Source organism: Mesorhizobium sp. G2-6-1, assembly GCF_055809095.1.
Window position 1 is genome coordinate 276,575 of sequence record NZ_CM147896.1, and the last position, 20,035, is coordinate 296,609.

Below are 20,035 nucleotides of genomic sequence, written 5' to 3' on the forward strand. Positions count from 1 at the left end.
TTTTCCGCTTTTTGAACTCGATCATGGACGAATCCCCAATCGACAATATATCGGTGAAACGTCTCGCGTAACCTCAAACAAGGGCATCGATATGACCGAACAAAATATGAGTGATCTCAAAGTTGGCGACCAAGCGCCGCAATTTGAACTTCCGCGCAGCGGAGGAGATCATTTCAAGCTCGCGGAATTATCGGGAAAGCCTGTCATTGTCTATTTCTATCCGAAAGACGACACAACCGGATGTACCGCAGAGGCTATCGCCTTTTCTCAACTCAAGCGCGATTTTGATAACATCGGTGCTGTCGTGATCGGCGTGTCGCCTGACAGCGTCAAGAAGCATGACAAGTTCATGGCGAAGTACGATTTGACGGTCGAACTTGGCGCAGACGAGGATTTGAGCACGGTCAAGGCGTACAATGTCTGGGTGGAAAAGCAGATGTATGGCCGCAATTATATGGGTGTGGAGCGTGCCACGTTCCTGATCGGGCGTGATGGGCTGATTTCCAGAATATGGCGAAAAGTCCGCGTTAAAGGCCATGCCGAAGAGGTTCTGGAGGCTGCACGCGCGCTCTGAGGCGGCGGAACAAACTCCCATTCTCCTGCGTTGCGATACAGACAAGCAACATGGGAGAGAGCTATGTTTCGCGGCATTTTATTGTGGGCGCTTGGAATTCCGATCCCTGTCATCATTCTGTTTTGGCTGTTCATGCGCTGACGCAGAGCGTCCGGCTACCACCCACACAACCAATTGCCAGTATCGCGTGCATCTTTCACGAAAACGGCTTGATAATCAAAACTTTGTTAACCCTAACAATGTTTAAATTGGTCATCAGTGTCGTTAATGAAAGCATGGTCCTGTGGCAGCATCCGGTCAGTCGACAGTCTTCGGCAAGCGCAAGGAACCTCACACAGTCATTATCGCCCGCGGCGAAGAGATAAGACATTTCACCATTCGCCCGTGGGTGGCGGCATTCGTCGGCTCCGCACTGGCGGCGATTGCGCTCGGTTATCTGGTGGCGACGTCCTATCTGGTCTTGCGCGACAATCTGATCGGCGCGGCAACAGCGCGTCAGGCGCGCATGCAGCAGGCTTATGAAGACCGTATTTCCGCGTTGAGGGCGCAGGTCGACCGGATTACGAGCAGGCAGTTGCTCGACCAGCAATTGGTCGAGACAAAGGTCAGCGAACTGATTGAACGCCAAACGCAACTGAGCGAAAGACATGGCAGACTAGGCCCTCTTCTTGAACGCGCTGAAGGTGAAGTTGGCGACGTTTTGCCGTCCTCGGCACCTGTCCCCGCTCCCAAACAGGATAATCGCGCCGAAATAACGGGAAGCATCGGTGCCCAGTCGCAAAGCTATTCGCTTGCCGCCTTGAGCGGCGACGACACAAGGCCTTTCGCCTTTTGGTCGACGAGAGCAGACAGTGCCGAGCGCGTTTCCGCAGCCGACCGCGCCGACAAGTTGTTCGTTTCCATCAATCAGTCGCTGAAGTCCATCGAGAATGGGCAACTGACACGTATTTCCGATCTTGCCAGTGCGGCTTCACAAAGCGCCGATGCCATATCCAACGCGCTGGAAGCTGCCGGACTGCCTGTAGATAGCAATATCGGCCAGGATGAAGTGGGGAAGAGCGATGTCGGCGGGCCGCTCATTCCAGCCAATCAAAGCTCGGTGTTCGACATCAAGGTCAAAGAACTGGATGAGGCGCTCGATACGCTCGACCATGTCAAGCAAGAGGCGCGAAGCCTTCCCATATCAAATCCCGCACCGGGGCGCGCCGTAACCAGCCCGTTTGGCATACGTACCGACCCTTTGCTTGGCTCGGCTGCCCTGCATTCGGGCATGGATTTCCGCGCTCCGATGGGAATGGCTGCAAAGGTCACAGCGGCCGGCACGGTGATCAAAGCCGGTTGGAATGGAGGTTATGGGCGCATGGTCGAAGTCGATCATGGCAAAGGTTTCACAACGCGCTACGGCCATCTCAGCAAGATCCTCGTCAAAGTCGGGCAAAAGGTCAAAGCAGGCGATCTCATCGGCAAGACAGGCAGCAGCGGGCGCTCGACCGGCCCACACCTTCATTATGAAGTTCGCTACAATGGAAAAGCACTGAATCCGCTTCGCTTCCTAAAGGTTGGCAAGCGCATCTCACGGTATCTTTGAAGCCGCCTGACTGGCGCGCCGCACCATCGGCGCAACCTTTCATCTACCAGATGGCAACGCCGGTCCATTGCAGGTTCGGTAAGTGCCTTTAGCAACAGCGACTTGAAGCTGGCACGCGGGCGAGAGAGTTGCGAGACAGGCACTGCCCCGGCCATTCAATGCTATGTCCACAGGCCCACAACTCCCCGACCGACCGGTCGCGTTTGCCAATAGCCGCAAAGCTTTAATGCGACCGGGTCGCTTGTTGATCGCCGTCACGGTTCATAGCAGACCCGACGGCCCCGCGGCCTCGCCTGCTCTTCAATGTTACCGGTATCACGAAAGATGATTGACTCGATTGTTGATACCGGTATCATACCAGCGATCAACAGGTTTTGAGCGTCGTTGTAACTGGGAGGTAGCAATGTCAAACGAACAGAAAAAGTTGAATCGCAGAAGTATCATTGCAAGTGCTGGAATGCTCGCGACAGGTACCCCATTTGTGGGAGGAATGGCGGCAGGAACTGCCGGGGCAGGCTTGCTTTCTGCTTCCATCACCCCTGCGGCGGCGGCTGAAGCCGGTGACAGCAAACTGGAAGAAGTTCTCAATCGCGGTCATCTTATCGCCGGTGTTACCTTCACGATTCCGCCGTGGGGTTACATGAACGAACAACGTGAACCTGCGGGGTTCGATATTGAGATCGCACGCATCATCGCCAAGGGGTTGTTTGGCGATCCCAGCAAAGTGGAATTCTTCGAACAGGAGATGGACGCGCGGCTTCCCAATCTGGCAGCAGGAAAGATCGACGTCGCCATTCAACTTATCACCGTGAACGCACAGCGCGCACAGACTGCGGAGTTTACCATTCCCTACTATCGGGAATCGATCACCACCATGCATCTGATCGACAGCCCCTATAGTGGCGCTAAATCGATGAACGAAAAAGGTGCCTCGACGAGCATTCTTCAAAACACCTTTGCAGAAGATCTCGTCAAGATGGGGATTTCTGACGCCAAGGTCGAACAGTTCGATTCGGTGTCAAACAGCATTCTTGCGCTGGATGGCGGCCGGGTTGATGCTTACGTCGGCGGAAATGGCGAAATCTCTTACTTCGTTGCGAAGAAGCCGGACCGATACAAGGTCGGCGACACGAACTGGTTGCCTCAAACCTACGCTGCTGCCGTCAAACCCGGCGATCAGCGCTGGCTGAATTTTCTCAATACCGCGTTGCATGAAGCAATGACAGGTGTTGAATTTCCTGCCTATGCTGCAGCCTTCAAGGAGAATTTTGGCACCGAGCCACCTCTGCCAGTGTCCGGTCTGCCGCAGGAATTCTTCTGATCCAGATTGAAAACGCGCTGCGGCCTGCTGCTATCTGACATCAGGCCGCAAGCTGCGCGAATTGGCGATTGAGGATCAGTCAGGATGTATCAACTTCGATATTCAGTGCTGCTGAACTACATTGATCTGTTGTTCTATGGGCTGCTTATCGCCGTCGCCATTACTCTTGCATCGCTTGTCGTCGGCATGGTTCTGGGTTTAGGCGTTGCTCTCTTGCAAATGAGCAAGAAGCCGGTGCTTGTATGGATTGCTGCATCCTACGTTCACTTTTTCCGCAATGTTCCACTTCTGCTCATCATTCTTTTTGTCTTCTTCGCATTTCCGATCCTGGGTATTCGCGGGCTGGACAAGTACGCCTCAGCGGTTGTGGCAATGTCGCTTTATGCGGCGGCCTATCTTGCCGAAATTTTTCGCGCCGGCTTTGAAGCCATTCAATCACGTTACATCGAAGCGGCGAAATCCATTGGCTTGTCGGGAATGAATACACTGCGATATGTCCTGCTACCGATCATGTTTGCCGAAGTCCTTCCAGCCCTCAGCAATTATGTGATCTCGCTATTCAAGGACAGTTCTCTCGCGGTTGCGATCTCGGTACCCGAGATCACCTTCGCCGGGCGCGTAATCAATACCGACACATGGCGCGTTGTTGAAGCATGGACTGCGGTCGCCGGTATGTATCTGGGCTTCGGCTTTATCATCGCGCACGCATTGCGCTGGGTCGAATCCGTCACGGTTCGTTGGCGCTGAGGCTCACATGGACCTTTTGATCGCAAACTGGCATTTCCTGCCGTCGGGCCTTCTCGTCACGCTGGAAATCACCATTTTTTCGATTGCGCTCGGCACGCCGCTTGGTCTGCTCATTGGTATCGGGCTCGTCTATGGTTCCATCTGGTTGCGTGCTCCGTTGCGTCTCTATGTCGATCTGGTTCGGGGATTGCCCGTACTGGTAACGATTTTCGTCATCTTTTACGGCCCGGTTGCCTTCGATTTGAGCATGCCTCGCATCACTTCGGTCGTTCTGGCGCTCAGCCTCTTCACGGCCGCACACATGGCCGAACTCACCCGTGGCGCCGTCAACGCCATACCTCAAGAGCAAACAGAAGCTGCGATCTCAATCGGCCTGGGCTTTTGGCAACGCCTGTTCAACGTGATCTTGCCCCAAGCGACCCGCCGGGCCATGCCACCATGGACAAACCTGTGTATCGAGATTGTAAAGGGTACATCGCTTGTCTCACTCGTCGGGGTAGCGGACCTGCTTTTATCTGCCCGTCACGTGATCGAGCGCACCGGCGAACCGATACCATTCCTGCTCGCTCTTGCCGTCATCTATTTCATCATCAACTTCGGTATCTCTCGTATCGGAAGTTACGCTGAACGTCGCTTTGAGTTTCCGAGTTAGTTGCAAACCACGCAGCGGGCTTTGAATAGCCGATTCAATATTATGACAGGACCCTTCTATGGTCGAACCCACCGCTACGGTGCAACCCAAGCCGATGATTGTTGCGCGCGACGTTCACAAGCATTTTGGTGAATTGCATGTTCTCAAAGGCATTGATCTCGAGGTGGCAAAAGGCGACGTGTCCGTTATTATCGGACCCAGCGGATCGGGCAAATCAACGTTCCTGCGCTGCATCAATTTTCTCGAAGAATATGAAGTAGGCCGAATCTATGTGAACGGTTCTCTGGTCGGCTATCGTGAATATGATGGGCGCCTGATCAAGGAGCCCGATCGCAATTTGAAAAACCTGCGCGCCGACGTCGCCATGGTCTTCCAGCGATTCAATCTTTTCCCGCACATGAGCGTCCTGCAAAACGTCGCTCTCGGGCCTTACAAGACACGTAATCTAAGCAAAGCCGAAGCGAACGAGATTGCCGTCAACTTCCTGGAACGCGTTGGTCTGGCCGACAAAATCAATGAGTTTCCCAACCGTCTGTCAGGCGGACAGCAACAAAGAGTGGCGATCGCGCGCGCTCTTGCCATGACACCCCACGTCATCCTCTTCGATGAGGTCACATCGGCACTTGATCCCGAACTGGTCGATGAAGTCCTCAGTGTCATGAGCGAGGTAGCGACAGAACATGGGATCACGATGATCGTCGTAACACATGAAATGCATTTTGCCCGCGACGTGGCCGACCATATCATCTTCATGGACAACGGGCGGGTGGTCGAAAAAGGGCTTCCCGGACAGCTTCTCAGCGATCCACAGACGGAGCGACTTCAGGCATTTCTGCGGCGGTTCAAGAAGGCGCAGCTTTGACAAGGAGAACTATCAAAATGGATCTGAAAGAACTCTGCACCCGCTTTCGTGCCCTGTATTTACCTGGCGTGTGTGATGCAATGTACCAATTGGGGATCGAAGAGAAGGTGCTGCCGCAGCGATTTCGCCCCTTGCTGCCCGATCAAAGGATCGTCGGCGAGGCCTATACTGTGGAAGGAGCCGCGATCTTGCCCCACGTCGACTGGGACAAGGGACTTGTTCGCATGCGCCCCTATCTGCACATGTTCGAGAAGCTGACGCCGGATTCCCTACTGGTTTCTGTAACAGCGCCGGGTAGCACTGTAGGTCATTTTGGCGAACTGACCGCCAATGCCGCTCGGGCGCGTGGTTGCGTCGGTGTCATCCTCGATGGCAATTTACGTGATATCGAGGGTCTGCGCGATATCGCCTTTCAAGCATTCTACAGCGCCATGTCGCCGCTCAACGGCATTGGTCGGTGGGAAATGGTGGCGGAACAAAAGCCAGTCACGATTGGGGACGTGACGATCAATCCAGGCGACATCGTCATGGGCGAGTTCGAGGCGATCATTGTGATTCCGCGCACCGATGCCGAGCGCGTTCTCATAAAAGCCGAAGAGATCGTTCTGGCCGAATCCAAGGTACGCAGTGAGACAAGCCGAGGTGTTCCACCCACTGAGAGCCTGGATCGGCACGGTCACATCTGAAGACATTGGCACCACAACGACAAAGGAGAAAAGCATGGCAAAACAGGTCATCCACGTTCCCGACGGCCCGCCTGAACATCCGTTCCTCTCACCGGCAATGCGAGCTGGAGATTTCATTTACGTTTCTGGCAATGTCGGCCTGCTTCCGGGAAAGCCGGCGCATGGCGTCAAAGGCAAGGGATGGATGCCGGGTGAACTCATCGAAGGCGGAATCGAACCGCAGACGCGCCAGACCATAGAAAACCTGAAGATCGTGCTGGCAGCAGCCGGTGCAACACTTGATGATGTGGTGAAGGTGAACACGTTTTTGCGCGACATCGACCGGGATTTTCACGGCTACAATGATGTGTATTCCGAGTATTTCAAGAACGCCCCGCCAGCACGCAGCACAGTTGAAGCCAAGATCCTCAATAACATTCTCGTCGAGATTGAATGTATCGCCTACAAGCCGCAAAGCTGATCGATGATGGCACGCCGAACCACTGCGCCGGCAACCGATCTTCGTGCACTGGAACACGCGCTCTCCATTCTTGACGATACGTTGATGTCTGGAGTGGAAAAAGGGCTGCCGGACCAGGAAATCCGTCTGGGCGAAATTGCGCTGCAAAATTGGAACACCCTGCGCGGCGACCTTCCGTTGCCGCGCCTTGTCCTCAAAGCGGATGCCCTGACGCACAACATCGCGCTCCTGCAGACGTTTTGTGACGACAATGATGCGTGGTTGGCCCCCCATGGCAAAACCTCCATGGTGCCTCATCTTTTCCACCGGCAACTGGCGGCGGGCGGCTGGGCCATTACCGTTGCCAATATTGCACAGCTTCAGGTCTGCCGGAATTTTGGCGTGCAGCGGGTATTTGTCGCAAACGAGATGGTGACGACTTACGACGCGCAATATCTCAGCCGACAGCTTCGCGATCATCCGGAAGTGGAAATTTATGTCGTTATCGACAGCCAGGCCGGGCTCGATACACTGGTCGAGGCTTTGAAACTTCACGACTGCGGTCGTCCACAACGGGTTCTTGTGGATTTCGGCATGCCCAAAGGCCGATGCGGCGTACGCACGACCGACGATGCTGTTGCGCTAGCCAGAGCCGCGCACGCTTGCTCCCCTTTCGTGGAACTCGTCGGGATGAACGGCTATGAAGGGATTGCTCGCGGCGACACGCGCGAAGAAAGACTGGCATCGGTCGATATCTATCTCAATAGATTCACCGATGCGGTACGGGCGGTTCGAAAAATCACGACAAATACGCATCCCTTTCTCGTGTCTGCCGGTGGTAGCCAGTATTTTGACAGGGTGGTCGCTCTGGCGGGAAAGGATGTCCTGCCAGATTGCCAGCTTGTCCTTCGCAGCGGATGCTATGTCACCCATGACTCGAGCTTCTTCGACACAACTTCTCCGTTCGGCGGCAAGTCGTGGCGAGCCTTGCCGGGAACATCCTTCATCCCTGCAATCGAGGTGTGGTCGGCTGTTCTGTCGTTGCCAGAGCGGGGCTTGGCCATATTGGGTATGGGCGGGCGGGATATGCCGACAGACATAGAACTCCCGGTTCCAATCTATCACAAGCGCGGCGTGGCGAAACCGAAAGCTCTTGATGAGCGGTATCGCATCATAGGGTCCAACGATCAGCATGCTTACCTGACATATCCACCCGACGATCAGTTGGAGGTCGGCGATTTCTTCGGATGTGGCATTTCTCATCCCTGCACCGCATTTGACAAATGGCGCGTCATACCGATCGTCGATCGCGACTACAACGTCGTCGATGCTGTGCGAACATTCTTCTGATGGAGCCTCGGCATGGCGCTTTACATGATTCCGGGGCCAGTCCCGCCTTCTCCAGCCGTTTTGAATGCCATGGCCTCCTCGTCGCGGCTGCACTACGGGCCTGACTGGGTTCCCGTCTGGCGCGACGTGCTCAATAGTTTGCAAGCCCTCTTCGGAACGACGGGGCGAGTGTTGAACATTCCGGGTTCAGGATCGGCTGGGCTTGATGCAACAATCAACAGCATCGTTCGACCGGGAGACAGGGTGGTCGTCAGTGTCAACGGCTTTCACGGCGAGCGTCTCGCACAGATCGCCAACGCGCGGTGTGCAGATGTCGAACGGGTGACTGCACCGTGGGGAGAGCCGGTTCTGGCCGAACAATTCGAAGAATGTGTGCAAACTGGTAAGCCCGCGCGGCTTTTCGTAACCACGCATGTGGAAACCACAACCGGCGTTGCCAATCCGATCGCCGAGATTGCCAAAGCGGGGAAGCGACACGGTGCTCTGATTATGGTCGATGCAGTCGCTTCCCTGGGTGGCGTGCCATTTACCATGGATGCCTGGGATATCGACATCGCCTGTGCATCGTCACAGAAATGCCTGGGCAGCGCGCCGGGGTTGGCCCAAATCGCGCTCAGTGCCCGTGCGCTCAAGGCGATAGACGAGTGCGCTGATGCGCCAAAATCCTGGTATCTGGACCTTGCAAACTGGCTACAGTTTGATGAGAAATGGCATGACTGGCACCCCTACCCCGTCACGGTACCAACCAGCACCACGTTGGCACTTCAGGCCGCGCTACGGGAGTTGGAACATGACGGCGTCGATGCGCGTGCAGCACACTACCGTGCCATTGCCGATCATTTGCGCCTGAAAGCAGGCGCGGTCGGGCTCCGAGCGCTGGTCGAGGAACCGTGGGCCTCAAATGTCGTGACGGCGTTAGAGGTGCCGGACGGTACAGCAAACGCGTTGGTGAAACATCTGGCCGAACAACACGCCATTCATGTTGGAAGCGGGTTTGGTCCACTCAAGGACCGCATCATTCGCGTCGGCCACATGTCTCCCCTGATAGGGCGTAGCGATGCTGACGCTCTGTTGAACGGAATTTCGGAATTTACAGGTAGAAGTTGATATTTTCAGGCGCTTTCGCGTTCAATAATCTCAAAATCCAGCATAACGGACGATGTTTCGATCGGATTGCCTCGAATGCGATGGAGGAGTTCCTCAACCGCACGGCGTCCCATCTTGTAGCGCGGGATTCTGACTGTGGTCAGCGACGGATAGAGTGCCGAAGCGATATCGAGGTCGCCGTAGCCAGCGACCGCGATTTTGTCCGGGATCGACAGGTTCAATCGACGACATTCCTGGACCATGCCGATTGCAATCGCATCGCTGGAACAAAAGATTGCGCGAATGCCCGGGTCCTGATCAATCAACCTGTGCAGTGCGGCGATACCTCCCTGAGGCGAGACTTCGACCATGATTTCGTGCTGGGGATCATAGGGAATATGATTGTCTTCGAGGGCTTTGCGATAGCCGATCCTGCGCTGGCGCAGACGGTCGTTCGCATTGATGACCATGTCAACGAAACCGATGGGATTGTAACCTTTGTTGATCAGATGGGTGGTCATTGCATAGGCTGCATCGAAATTGGAAACCCCGACAGCCAGTTCCACCGGCCGGCGACCGCGAACCTCACTCAATTCAACAGTTGGAATTTCGCGGCGACGAAGCAGATCGCGGACATTCTTTGACCGAACAAATGCTTGAAGTACGAGCCCCGACGGGCGCCAGCCAATGAGCGAGCGAATTGCTGCTTCTTCTGCCTGAGGCGTGAATTCACCCTGAATGAGCAGAAGCTGATATCCGTTTTCGTGGCAGGCATCGGCCATGCCCTGTACCTGTTCGGCAATCCCGGCATTGATGAGAGCTGGCACCACCGATCCGATGATCCGATTGGCGTTGCGCATACTGCCTGCCATCCGATCAGGAATGAAATCCTCTTGTTTGATGACATCCATGATGCGTTTGCGGGTCTCGGCGGAGACTTTTCCCGGCTGCGACAGGGCTCGCGAGACGGTCATGGGGGCAACGCCTGCCTTGCGAGCAATGGCGCGCATACCTTGCGATTTGGATTTTATCTGCGGTTTTTCTTCAGATGACATCGAACACCATTGCTCCAGACGCTCCATCACGCCGCAATGCGACAATGAGCAATGTCGTATATCGGCTTGCTACGCAAGTTTCGAGATCACGGGTAGCCGTGTTCCCAGGTCCAGCGCTGAAACCGGTGCCTTGACTCAGTTTATGATACCGGTATCATTCAAGCAATTGTTTTTCGACATCCGGGCAGGTAGGCGTGACAAACAAGAGCAGACAGGTGGCGATCGTCACTGGCGGTGGAAACGGCCTTGGCAGATCGATATCGATGGCTTTGGCGCAACGTGGCTGCGATGTGCTCATCAATGACATTGATGAAGCCGCTGCGCGCGAAACCCAGTCTCTATGCAAAGATGCCGGCTCAAGCGCACTGGTGTCGATGCATGACCTCACCTTTTCCGGTGCTCCTCAGCGTGTCATCGACGATGCCGTGAATACCTGGGGCCGCCTGGATGTTTTGATCAACAATGCCGGGTTTGCAGGCGTTGAAAGCTTCTTTGAAATGACGCCAGAGGTCTGGCAACGCACACTTGCAGTCAATCTGACCGCGCTTGCCCTCACAACATCCGCCGCAGGGCGGCACATGCGCGATCAAAAATCGGGAAGGATAATCAACATCACCTCCCCCGGTTCACGCATGGCGCTGCCCAATTACATGGCCTATTCAGCGAGCAAGGCAGGTGTGGATTCAGTGACGCGGGCATCCGCAGTGGCACTCGCGCCCTTTGGCGTGTTGGTCAACAGTGTCTCGCCGGGCATGATGGATACGGAATTGCAACGCGTGACCGAAGAAGCAATGGCGCGCATCGACGGCATCACGGACATTGATGCATTCATTACCGAGCGCACCAGACGCATTCCATTGGGATATCGTGTCGAACCCGAAGACGTTGCAAATGGCATCGTGTGGCTTGCACTTGACGCCCCAATCTACATCACCGCCGAGCGTTTGAACTTCAGTGGCGGGCTGGACAAGGATTGAACTTCTTATTCGCCGGTCAGGATCAATGACGCAAAGCACAGCCAGCTCAGAACTTGATCGAACGGGGAGCAATCTTCAGGTTGAAGCGGGTGTAATGCTCGACCTCTATGAAACGATGTTTCGGATCCGGTGTTTCGAGGAGAAAGCCACGGAGCTTTTCAAGGCTGGACGCATCAAAGGAACAGCCCACAGCTATGCGGGCGAAGAGGCGATCGCAGCTGGCACCTGCCGCAATCTGTTGGCAGCCGATTACATCGGGAGCTACCACCGCGGTCACGGCCATTGCATTGCCAAGGGTGCCAGCGTCGAGCGCATGATGGCCGAATTGATGGGGCGCTCCACAGGATATTGCGGCGGGCTCGGCGGCTCCATGCACATCGCCGATCTGGAACTCAACATTCTCGGTGCCAATGGTATCGTTGGTGCAACCATGCCACTAGGCGCGGGTGCGGCTTTGGCTGCGAAACTACGCAACACCGATGCGGTCGCCGTTGCTTTTTTCGGTGATGGTGCGGCCAACCAAGGCGTTTTTCACGAGGCTCTCAATCTCGCTTCGGTGTGGTCATTGCCAATGATCTTCGTGTGCGAGAACAATCAATACGCATTAAACACGCCTTTTAACGTCACGACGTCGGTCGAACTGATTGCGCAGCGCGCCGTTGCCTATAGCGTGCCGGGGCGCACCATCAATGGCAATGATGTTGTCGAGGTCTACAAGGTCGTGGGAGAGGCGGTCGAGCGCGCGCGTGCCGGCGATGGGCCGAGCCTGATCGAGGCGATGACGTGGCGTTGGGGCCCCCATAGCATGCGTGCCAACCTGCGCGAACCGCGAAGCAATGAGGATCGCAAATCGTGGGAAGCGCGTGATCCATTGCTCTTGCTGGAAGAGCGAATGGCGAAAATGGATGCGGATTTCAATTCTCGGGTCATCGACATACGAAACGCGGTCACTGATGAAATAGACGCCGCAGTCAAATTCGCCGAAGAGAGCCCGGAACCCGATGAAGATATTCTGGCTAAAGCCGTTTATGTGCCGCACGCGGTTCTTTCGGAACCGAGCATGCAGGCGCAACGTGAACTGACTTATGCGCAGGCTCTCAATGAGGCACTGCGACAGGAAATGGAGCGCGATCCAGACGTCTTTGCAATGGGCGAGGATATTGCCGAGACAGGGGGAATCTTCCAGGTAACAGCCGGATTGGTCGACCTGTTCGGACGTGAGCGCGTTCGTGATACGCCGATTTCGGAAGCGGGGTTCTGCGGGGCGGGTGTTGGTGCGGCGATTGCCGGCATGAGACCGGTGGTCGAGGTTCAGATTTTTGACTTCGTAACGCAGATGATGGACATGATCGTCAATCAGGCGGCCAAATTCCGTTTCATGAACGGCGGCTCTGCACGCGTGCCCATCGTAATTCGCGGCCCCCAAGGGGAGGCATCCGTCTCGCCGCCCAGCATAGCCAGAGTCTCGAAGCCTGGTTCATGCACATTCCGGGACTGGTTGTCATTGCGCCGTCTACACCGGCTGATGCAAAAGGCCTGCTGATTTCCGCTATACGTGATGACAACCCGGTTATCTTCCTTGAACACAAAATGCTCTATCTGGGGATGCTGCATCCGTTCCGGAAGAACCTTACGCCATTCCCATCGGAAAGGCCGACATCAAGCGTGAAGGTAGCGACATCACCATCGTGGCTACCCAGATGATGGTGGCGCGGTCCCTGTCCGCGGCAGCCACACTCCAACGCGAGGGTATTAGTGCTGAGGTCATAGACCCGCGTACGATCAAACCACTGGATGAAGACACGATCATCAAGTCCGTACGCAAGACCAACCGCCTCATGGTGGTGCATGAGGCGGTTCAGACCGGTGGTTTTGGCGCAGAGATTGCCGCAATGGTCGTTGACAAGGCATTTGATTGGCTCGATGCGCCGGTGGTGCGGGTGACGTCCGCAGATGTGCCAATGCCGTTCAACGATCACCTCGAAAACATCGTCATTCCGTCAAAAGAGCGTATTGTGTCTGTGGCGCGCGACCTCGTAATGGGACGCCGCTGATCGCCTGACGCTTCCATCAACCGAGCCCATTCCTTAGCGTCGGGTAGCAATCGGAAGGATTTGATGGCCTGGAGGTATCCCCGCCGCAGATTCGGACCTGATACCCGTCCCGATGTTTGCGAATTAAAACCATAATCGTCGTTTCTGGTGCCAGAGTGGAGCCAGTGACCTGTTTCATTGAAATTCGGGAACGTCTCGATACCTCTAATCTATTGGAACCGTTGAGGTAAACATGGTGGGCGATGAGAGACTCGAACTCCCGACATCTTCGGTGTAAACGAAGCGCTCTACCAACTGAGCTAATCGCCCTTCCAAGAGCGGACCTTTAAGCAGTTTGGCAGAATTTCGCAAGACCAAACGAGCATTAGCTCCGTAGTAAAGATGAAGCTTTGTGCCCAGGAAGCGCGGGGGGACAAAAAACATTCAGCTCTTTTCTGTTATGGCTCTCTACTCGGCTTGACACCCTTCGATGAACGCCTTATCCAGCCGCTTCGGAGCACACAATATTTGCTGTGTTCGTTAGTGCGCGGGTGTAGCTCAGTCGGTTAGAGTGCCGGCCTGTCACGCCGGAGGTCGCGGGTTCGAGTCCCGTCACTCGCGCCAGTTATATTCTCCTAGTAATTCAAGACGATGAGGATCGTTTTTCGCGGCAGCGCGAAAATTAGAGTTTCAACTTTTTCTCAAATCCGGTTTCAACTTTATGTTCGGTATTTGCTTTCAGGCTTCTGCCTGTCGCCGGACGAGTGTCTTTGAGAAATTTTTAAAAGTTCCGTTCTTTGGTTAGTCGTCATGACCTATGTGAAAATGAGATGGTATTTTCCACGATTTGTGATTGCGCAGAGTGCTATTTCGAGGCTTGCCAAAGTGTAAGCGTTGCAAACGAGAAGAAACGGCCGATTGCGTTTTGGGAGAACATTTTATCGACAGACCAGAGACCGGACACTAGCGATAGAGGGCCCTTGTTGAGCCAGGGAAAAGCATCAGGATTATAAAATAGCGTATACGCCGAAAGGCCAAAATTCAGATCGTATCTATGTTCAAGCCCAGCGTTTTCGAAAAAGCTCCAAAGTTCTTGCACATGGAATGCTCGCTCGGTTTCAGCGTCGAAAAGACTGTTGCGTTTGTACACGCGATTGCGAATGGCTTTGTAGAACGAATTGGCGTGCGTAGGTTCGAAGGCTACAATATAGCCGCCTGGCGCCAATGCTGATGCTAAATTCTTTACAGTATCTTTCGCCTTCCAATGAACGTGATGTAACCCGCCAATGATCAAAATAATATCGAACTTCTCCTGTGGGACGTAAGATGTCGCGTCTGCTAGAAAAACGCAGTCATTCCCATGAATTTCTTGCGCAGCGGCTACCATATTCGGGCTGTAGTCAAATCCCTGCCACTTTGGTGCGACATTCAGATACTTCTGAAGTAAATAACGTCCTTCACCTACCCCACACATTGCTTCCAATACACGTGGCGCATCCGGCACTTGCATACCAGACTTCGTGAAGAATTCCTCCCATATAAGATTCTTGATAAGAAGATGACGAGGATCCTTGCGGGCTTGAATGTAAGTGCTTGCTATGCCATCAAAGTGTGCCTGTTGTCGCTCCGACGCGCTTCGTTGTTGCATCGATTGGTCCCTTAGATTCTTGAGAGTTGTCCTGGCAATGTCGCCATTCCCCCGATTGTGTTTGCCAAATAACCACACTCTCCGTGAGTTGGCGTGGTTCGCTGTAGCCGGAGGAGCCAATGCCGCAATCTATTTCGTGGTTTCCTACATGGTAATCAGTCTAAATCCTAATTCGGTAATCACCGCGACAACCACAGGCTATCTCGCCGCGGTGATCGTGAGCTTTGTAATGAATTCTACCTTAACCTTCAAGAATGGCCGCATAACATCAGCATCTCAGGCAGGAAAGTACGCAATATTATATCTATTTGGATACATATATAATGTTACGATAATCGGCGGCGGTCAACTTCTTCTCGGGGCATCATTTATTTCGATGGTTTTCCTTGTTACAATTACATGGCCCCTTTTATCTTTCATGGCCGGAAAGTTTGTAGTTTTCCGATAGATCGGACTCTGAAGAGAATAGCGTGTCTTTAGACGAAGATCTAACAATATAGAGAGGCCTCTGCCTAGATTCCTCAACCAGATTTGCCAAATACTCCCCCATCATACCCAACACTAAAAAATTCATGGTTGACACCGAAAGCAAAATTATCATCAGCGACGACCAGCCACGCGCTGGGGAATCGGAAAACAAAGCTATTTCAAACACATATGCAAGATAAATTAGTAAACCGACAGCTAGTACAAGTCCAATATAAGTCGATACACGCAAAGGCATAACAGTAGTCGAGAGAAGCCCCGCTCTAGCCAATCCAAACATACGATGAAGATTATACGACGATTGTCCATAATTCCTAATGTCAGGCTGGTACGGGATGTCTTTTTGGCGAAAACCCAGCATAGGGACAACACCGCGTATAAAAATATTGCGCTCTCTGCTTTGGCGGAGTGCATCCACTGCTTGTTTCGAGAGCAATCTAAAGTCAGATCCGCCGGGAGTGATTTTAGTACTGGAAACAGAGTTGATGATACGATAAAATGCTATACTTGTGATGTATTTGACAGACATCACACGTTGCTCCTGCCGCACCATATTTACAATGTCAAAGCCGGCCTCGAACGCTTCGACCATTTCTCCTATGTGTTCAGGAGGGTGCTGAAGATCGCCATCAAGCATAATAACAGCATCGGCATCTGAATGATCCAATCCGGCTCGTATCGCTATCTGATGCCCGTAGTTTCGTGAAAAATCGAGAAAATGCACTCGATTGTCAAATTCATGAAGGCGACGCAACTCAAACATCGTTCCATCAACACTCCCATCATTCACAAATAGCATCTGAGGGTCACACCGCTCTGGGATGGCGGCTAATATGCGGTCGTAAATCGAACGAATATTCCCCTCTTCATTGTAACATGGGATGACAATGGAGAGTCTCAATGGCGTTTTTCGCTTCATAGTCAAAATACCGAAATTGATATCACAAAACCGCCAACACAGAGCGGCATACGCATTCAACATAATATATGAGCAATGAAAAGTATTTTTGGCAGTTGACACAAATCAAATAATCCAACATTCGAGCCTTGAGGGCTAAAATGCCATGCGTAAGCTTGAGGATTTTTCTGAAATATGACGATTTCTCGAATTATAAGATACTTGATCATAGACTTTCGACCAATGACTACCTGGTCTCTACAGCGCATTCTGATTTCAGTCGTCATTACTTTAGCAATATCTTATATTTCTGGTTTTTCCAGCTTTCAATCAGATTCCGGTGCTGCCATTACCCTTAGTCACGTAAAACAGTCGCTAAAGGTGGGGATGGCGCAATCAATTTGCGGCATCCCTAAACGATACAACAATAATATCGATATTAAAGAACTATTTAATCGAGAAATAGATTATGATAAGTCAATATATAAACTGATCGATAATTTTTACATTGGCGGCGTTAATCCATACTGCGTCGACGCAAAACAATCAGTTTCGAATTTCCATGAAGCAACGACGGCATACATAATTGGGTCGATTATGTCGCTAATACCGAACGCGTCTTTGAATGATGTTGCTTTTGGTATGAAAATAATTTTCGCAACAGGGTTACTTCTGTCGGCTGTTGTTATGGGATGCTTTGGTATCGGCGCGATACCGTTAGCAATTATTGTGTTTGCAACATTTCACGCTGGGAAATCGATGGGGCCCACATTCGTCTATGAGTATTATTTTCTCTTGCCAATGTTTGCTTTGCTCGGACCCGCGTTGTGCTCGGCTATGGTAAGAGAGGCTGTTCTGGGTAGAACGTTTGTAGCGTGCTTATTTTCGTGCGTCGTCGGCATTATTACTATTATAATTTATAGATATAGAACCACCTATGGTATTTCACTTTTTTTGATACTTATATTATCTATTGTTTTGTTTTTCTTAAACAAGAGGCAGAACTTCTATTCTTCTGTTTTCCGCGTGTTGATGTGCGCTTTGGTTTTCATGTTTTCCGCCGCGTCGGTCGATAATTATATGGCCGGCAGATATGATGAAAGCGGAGGAATCGTGAGCTACCATGCGTTCTGGCATCCAGTAGTACTGAGTTTAGCAATTCCAGGAAACGAACTTACTGCCAAAGAGGGAATTCAATGGCTGGATCAAGTAGGTGCCACCCTTGCGCATCGTATAAATCCTCAGGCGAAATACCTTACGCCAGCTTACGAGGCGGCCTTGAAGAAATATTACATCAGCCTTTGGACGGATCACCCAACTGAGATGGTTGATGTATATTGGAAAAAACTTGGGCTATTTCCGGGAGATATGATTGCGTCCTGGACATCGATGAACATTTTTCACGACCTACATGGAGCCATATGGTTTTCGATTTTGTCAGCAATTTGTTTGTGGTCTTTATATCTGTCATTTCAACTTGGCGAATTCGTATTTGTGTTGTTTTCAATTTCTTCATTGTATTTTATAATTCTTTGCTCAGAGCAATGGATTGTGTATTCACGATATTCCATGGCGTATCAATTACCATTTATGGGACCGACTGTGCTTATGTTGTTTGCGCCAATTTTATTTTACTGCTCTCGCAACGGGATTGCGAAGATGCGGTCTGTTCAGTCAAATGAATGATTGATTACTCTGATCCCCGATTAGCCTACCCCTGAAAAATGACCATTCCTGGGGTATGGTCACGACGCCCGCATCCTTCAGAATTTTGCGCAGCGCCCGGACGGCATCGGTGCGGAGCGTCTCGAGCTTGTAGTTGGGCTTGTATGATGGCGTGAAACGCCGCAGAGATCGTGCGGTCGATATCATGTCGAGTTAAAGCTCCGCAGGCGAACTGGTCGTGCACGAAGTCCAGTGACCAGCGCGCATTCGGCCTCCGCTTCGACCAGAATCAGCGCTCTCATACCCACCGCTCGTCGCCGCGCCCGGCGCTTGCGAACCGTCAACCCTTCCTCCCGGTAGAGCCGATAGATGCGGTTGATGCCAGCCGGCTCGCCTTCCCGCCGCAGCAGGATGAACAACCGCCGATAGCCGAAGCGCCGGCCTCATTGGCAAGGTCACGTAGCCGGCCGCGCAGTTCGGTCTCTGGCGGACGGCACGACGGGTAGCGGATCATCTTGCGATCCGCACTGACGAAGGAACAGGCCCGACGCTCCGACAGACCCATGACGGCCTGCAGATGCGCGATGGCTTCGCGCTCTGCGGCGAGCCCTACCATTTTTTTGACAGAAGTTCGCGAAGTGCCGATGCTTCCAGCATTTGGTCGGCGAGCAGCTTCTTCAGCTTTGCATTCTCGTCTTCCAGAGCCTTCAAACGCTTGGCGTCGGACACGTCCATCCCGCCATACTTTGCCTTCCAGTTATAAAGGGTCGCCTCGCTGATCCCGCGCTTACGAGCCAGATCGGCCGCTTTCGCGCCCGCCTCGTGCTCGCGCAGCACACCGATGGTCTGTTCTTCCGTAAACCGCTTCATCTGTCCGTCCTTCAATCGAGGCCGGACTCTAACTCCAAGTGGATAATTCGGACAGCAATGCAACGCGCTGAGAGAAAGCATGAGGCACATAGCATTTTCTACATTTTGGGGTGTTTTCGCAGGCATGGGGACATTGTTGCTCGCTTACGGCAGCGTTGTCGTCGGCATCGCGATGATTGTGTTGTGATTGGCTCGGTTGGTGTGACCCTAGCTCGCGCAAACTATAACAGAAAGGGATAACACGCGGCGTATATGGTTGTGTACCTCTTGAAATACGATCTGAACGCGCGTAACACTAATTCAGATCAGTATTAAACTGGAATAAATTAGTGTTTGCTAAGATAGTCTACTACACAGGCTGCGGAATACTCGGCCTTGTGCTCCTGCCGTTTGTTTTGATTGCCGCGCTCGTCTATGGAATTATCGTCGTTTGGGAATGGGCGGAAATGATGGCCATATTCAAAGGCAACCGAAACGCCTACGAAAAGGCGCGCGGTAAATACTGATCCGGTCAGAGTTCAGCCGCATCGGCGAAGAATTCGTCGATACCGGATCTTTTCTGCGTGAGACCAAGTTCGACGCAATTTCACACCTAGAAGACTATAGCCCTCGTGTGATTACGGTCGATACCGTTGCTCGTTTCAAGGGATTGGGACGTTCTATAATCGTGCTGCGGGCACTCGATGGCTGCACATCCCTGCATGACAAAGAGACGCTATACATTGGAATGTCACGAGCGAAATCGGCTCTCTATTTGTGCGGGTCGCGCGAAGCATCCTATAGCTTCATTCTATCAGGGGAATTTGGCGGATAGGGAAGCTAATCGACGAATGCGGCAAGGTGGCGCGCCACGCAATCAGCGCCTTTGCTGTCATCAAAACGATAGGCAACCATTGGCGGACTGGTTCCGCCATAGGGCCTATTACTCCGTGCGAAGGCCCATAGCGAGGCTTTCGTGGTTTTCCCGGAACCTAGGGCAAGAATGAGAAAATGTGCTGTCGCGACCTAGTAGGGACGTGTGAATAGGTGTACATTTACAGCGTCAAACGTGGCTTGTGTGGTTTCAACTTTAAGAACTCTCGGAGCACGTTTGGAGGA

Annotated in this window: 18 protein-coding genes, 2 tRNA genes and 4 pseudogenes; 18 read left to right on the top strand and 6 right to left on the bottom strand. The window is 52.8% G+C overall.

All coding sequences use genetic code 11. The annotated features are described in order from the left end of the window. Positions 1–106 precede the first annotated feature (106 nt). The 10 genes from AC0L7S_RS01280 to AC0L7S_RS01325 all read left to right on the top strand — a co-directional run bounded on the left by AC0L7S_RS01280 (position 107) and on the right by AC0L7S_RS01325 (position 9,326). Positions 107–574: a peroxiredoxin gene (locus tag AC0L7S_RS01280; RefSeq protein WP_473474129.1), complete on the top strand. Its 468-nt coding sequence runs from the start codon at positions 107–109 to the stop codon at positions 572–574. Between the two features lie 283 nt (positions 575–857). Beyond that, the gene (locus AC0L7S_RS01285) at positions 858–2,162 is read left to right on the top strand and encodes a M23 family metallopeptidase (RefSeq protein ID WP_473472727.1); all 1,305 of its coding nucleotides are present in this window, start codon (positions 858–860) and stop codon (positions 2,160–2,162) included. A 403-nt stretch (positions 2,163–2,565) separates the two neighbouring features. Then, complete coding sequence (locus AC0L7S_RS01290) at positions 2,566–3,483, top strand: transporter substrate-binding domain-containing protein (RefSeq protein WP_473472728.1); 918 nt, start codon at positions 2,566–2,568, stop codon at positions 3,481–3,483. Positions 3,484–3,567: 84 nt separating this feature from the next. Next, the gene (locus AC0L7S_RS01295) at positions 3,568–4,230 is read left to right on the top strand and encodes an amino acid ABC transporter permease (RefSeq protein WP_473472729.1); all 663 of its coding nucleotides are present in this window, start codon (positions 3,568–3,570) and stop codon (positions 4,228–4,230) included. A gap of 7 nt (positions 4,231–4,237) precedes the next feature. After that, positions 4,238–4,882, top strand: a complete 645-nt coding sequence (locus tag AC0L7S_RS01300; protein ID WP_473472730.1) for an amino acid ABC transporter permease — start codon at positions 4,238–4,240, stop codon at positions 4,880–4,882. A gap of 58 nt (positions 4,883–4,940) precedes the next feature. Next, positions 4,941–5,744: an amino acid ABC transporter ATP-binding protein gene (locus tag AC0L7S_RS01305; protein WP_473472731.1), complete on the top strand. Its 804-nt coding sequence runs from the start codon at positions 4,941–4,943 to the stop codon at positions 5,742–5,744. A gap of 17 nt (positions 5,745–5,761) precedes the next feature. Beyond that, positions 5,762–6,430: an RraA family protein gene (locus AC0L7S_RS01310; RefSeq protein ID WP_473472732.1), complete on the top strand. Its 669-nt coding sequence runs from the start codon at positions 5,762–5,764 to the stop codon at positions 6,428–6,430. Between the two features lie 34 nt (positions 6,431–6,464). Next, complete coding sequence (locus AC0L7S_RS01315) at positions 6,465–6,890, top strand: RidA family protein (protein ID WP_473472733.1); 426 nt, start codon at positions 6,465–6,467, stop codon at positions 6,888–6,890. A gap of 3 nt (positions 6,891–6,893) precedes the next feature. Then, positions 6,894–8,219: an alanine racemase gene (locus AC0L7S_RS01320; RefSeq protein ID WP_473472734.1), complete on the top strand. Its 1,326-nt coding sequence runs from the start codon at positions 6,894–6,896 to the stop codon at positions 8,217–8,219. Between the two features lie 12 nt (positions 8,220–8,231). After that, on the top strand, positions 8,232–9,326 hold the full coding sequence (locus tag AC0L7S_RS01325; RefSeq protein WP_473472735.1) for a pyridoxal-phosphate-dependent aminotransferase family protein: 1,095 nt from the start codon (positions 8,232–8,234) through the stop codon (positions 9,324–9,326). Positions 9,327–9,331: 5 nt separating this feature from the next. Here the strand turns inward: AC0L7S_RS01325 and AC0L7S_RS01330 are convergent, their stop codons facing one another. Next, on the bottom strand, positions 9,332–10,360 hold the full coding sequence (locus AC0L7S_RS01330) for a LacI family DNA-binding transcriptional regulator (RefSeq protein ID WP_473472736.1): 1,029 nt from the start codon (positions 10,358–10,360) through the stop codon (positions 9,332–9,334). Between the two features lie 194 nt (positions 10,361–10,554). On the opposite strand from AC0L7S_RS01330, the gene AC0L7S_RS01335 reads away from it, so the two are divergent. The 3 genes and pseudogenes from AC0L7S_RS01335 to AC0L7S_RS01345 all read left to right on the top strand — a co-directional run bounded on the left by AC0L7S_RS01335 (position 10,555) and on the right by AC0L7S_RS01345 (position 13,391). Further along, positions 10,555–11,337 (top strand): SDR family NAD(P)-dependent oxidoreductase, encoded by a 783-nt coding sequence (locus AC0L7S_RS01335; RefSeq protein ID WP_473472737.1) that lies wholly within the window; start codon positions 10,555–10,557, stop codon positions 11,335–11,337. A 115-nt stretch (positions 11,338–11,452) separates the two neighbouring features. Next, positions 11,453–12,280 (top strand): annotated as a pseudogene (locus AC0L7S_RS01340) (thiamine pyrophosphate-dependent dehydrogenase E1 component subunit alpha); the annotation flags it as partial. Between the two features lie 117 nt (positions 12,281–12,397). Next, a pseudogene (locus AC0L7S_RS01345) lies at positions 12,398–13,391 on the top strand (alpha-ketoacid dehydrogenase subunit beta). Between the two features lie 233 nt (positions 13,392–13,624). On the opposite strand, the gene AC0L7S_RS01350 reads toward AC0L7S_RS01345, so the two are convergent. After that, positions 13,625–13,700, bottom strand: a tRNA-Val gene (locus tag AC0L7S_RS01350). Positions 13,701–13,917: 217 nt separating this feature from the next. On the opposite strand from AC0L7S_RS01350, the gene AC0L7S_RS01355 reads away from it, so the two are divergent. Continuing rightward, a tRNA-Asp gene (locus tag AC0L7S_RS01355) sits at positions 13,918–13,994 on the top strand. Between the two features lie 241 nt (positions 13,995–14,235). Here AC0L7S_RS01355 and AC0L7S_RS01360 read toward each other — a convergent pair. Then, positions 14,236–15,018 (bottom strand): class I SAM-dependent methyltransferase, encoded by a 783-nt coding sequence (locus tag AC0L7S_RS01360; RefSeq protein ID WP_473472738.1) that lies wholly within the window; start codon positions 15,016–15,018, stop codon positions 14,236–14,238. A gap of 148 nt (positions 15,019–15,166) precedes the next feature. Here AC0L7S_RS01360 and AC0L7S_RS01365 point away from each other — a divergent pair, with 148 nt between their 5' ends. Beyond that, positions 15,167–15,466 (top strand): GtrA family protein, encoded by a 300-nt coding sequence (locus AC0L7S_RS01365; protein WP_473472739.1) that lies wholly within the window; start codon positions 15,167–15,169, stop codon positions 15,464–15,466. Here the strand turns inward: AC0L7S_RS01365 and AC0L7S_RS01370 are convergent. Continuing rightward, positions 15,428–16,423: a glycosyltransferase family 2 protein gene (locus AC0L7S_RS01370; protein ID WP_473474130.1), complete on the bottom strand. Its 996-nt coding sequence runs from the start codon at positions 16,421–16,423 to the stop codon at positions 15,428–15,430. The two genes, AC0L7S_RS01365 and AC0L7S_RS01370, sit on opposite strands and share 39 nt — an antisense overlap. Positions 16,424–16,645: 222 nt before the next feature. Between AC0L7S_RS01370 and AC0L7S_RS01375 the strand changes: the two genes are divergently transcribed. Continuing rightward, complete coding sequence (locus AC0L7S_RS01375; protein ID WP_473472740.1) at positions 16,646–18,088, top strand: hypothetical protein; 1,443 nt, start codon at positions 16,646–16,648, stop codon at positions 18,086–18,088. A gap of 199 nt (positions 18,089–18,287) precedes the next feature. Here the strand turns inward: AC0L7S_RS01375 and AC0L7S_RS01380 are convergent. After that, positions 18,288–18,937, bottom strand: a pseudogene (locus AC0L7S_RS01380) (transposase); the annotation flags it as partial. 329 nt (positions 18,938–19,266) lie between these two features. On the opposite strand from AC0L7S_RS01380, the gene AC0L7S_RS01385 reads away from it, so the two are divergent. Beyond that, entirely contained in the window at positions 19,267–19,443 is a 177-nt protein-coding gene (locus tag AC0L7S_RS01385; protein ID WP_473472741.1) for a hypothetical protein, read from the top strand. A 107-nt stretch (positions 19,444–19,550) separates the two neighbouring features. Beyond that, positions 19,551–19,751 carry an ATP-binding domain-containing protein gene (locus AC0L7S_RS01390; RefSeq protein WP_473472742.1) on the top strand — a complete coding sequence of 67 codons (201 nt, stop codon included), beginning with the start codon at positions 19,551–19,553 and terminating at the stop codon, positions 19,749–19,751. Positions 19,752–19,765: 14 nt separating this feature from the next. Here AC0L7S_RS01390 and AC0L7S_RS01395 read toward each other — a convergent pair. Beyond that, positions 19,766–19,918: pseudogene (locus AC0L7S_RS01395) on the bottom strand (IS66 family transposase); the annotation flags it as partial. Between the last annotated feature and the right edge of the window lie 117 nt (positions 19,919–20,035).

Coding starts and splice junctions, on each gene's coding strand:
- AC0L7S_RS01370 (WP_473474130.1), bottom strand. CDS start 16,423: ATGAAGCGAAAAACGCCATTGAGACTCTCCATTGTCATCCCATGTTAC.
- AC0L7S_RS01290 (WP_473472728.1), top strand. CDS start 2,566: ATGTCAAACGAACAGAAAAAGTTGAATCGCAGAAGTATCATTGCAAGT.
- AC0L7S_RS01330 (WP_473472736.1), bottom strand. CDS start 10,360: ATGTCATCTGAAGAAAAACCGCAGATAAAATCCAAATCGCAAGGTATG.
- AC0L7S_RS01375 (WP_473472740.1), top strand. CDS start 16,646: ATGACTACCTGGTCTCTACAGCGCATTCTGATTTCAGTCGTCATTACT.
- AC0L7S_RS01295 (WP_473472729.1), top strand. CDS start 3,568: ATGTATCAACTTCGATATTCAGTGCTGCTGAACTACATTGATCTGTTG.
- AC0L7S_RS01315 (WP_473472733.1), top strand. CDS start 6,465: ATGGCAAAACAGGTCATCCACGTTCCCGACGGCCCGCCTGAACATCCG.
- AC0L7S_RS01320 (WP_473472734.1), top strand. CDS start 6,894: ATGATGGCACGCCGAACCACTGCGCCGGCAACCGATCTTCGTGCACTG.
- AC0L7S_RS01325 (WP_473472735.1), top strand. CDS start 8,232: ATGGCGCTTTACATGATTCCGGGGCCAGTCCCGCCTTCTCCAGCCGTT.
- AC0L7S_RS01280 (WP_473474129.1), top strand. CDS start 107: ATGAGTGATCTCAAAGTTGGCGACCAAGCGCCGCAATTTGAACTTCCG.
- AC0L7S_RS01305 (WP_473472731.1), top strand. CDS start 4,941: ATGGTCGAACCCACCGCTACGGTGCAACCCAAGCCGATGATTGTTGCG.
- AC0L7S_RS01300 (WP_473472730.1), top strand. CDS start 4,238: ATGGACCTTTTGATCGCAAACTGGCATTTCCTGCCGTCGGGCCTTCTC.
- AC0L7S_RS01360 (WP_473472738.1), bottom strand. CDS start 15,018: ATGCAACAACGAAGCGCGTCGGAGCGACAACAGGCACACTTTGATGGC.
- AC0L7S_RS01310 (WP_473472732.1), top strand. CDS start 5,762: ATGGATCTGAAAGAACTCTGCACCCGCTTTCGTGCCCTGTATTTACCT.
- AC0L7S_RS01365 (WP_473472739.1), top strand. CDS start 15,167: ATGGTAATCAGTCTAAATCCTAATTCGGTAATCACCGCGACAACCACA.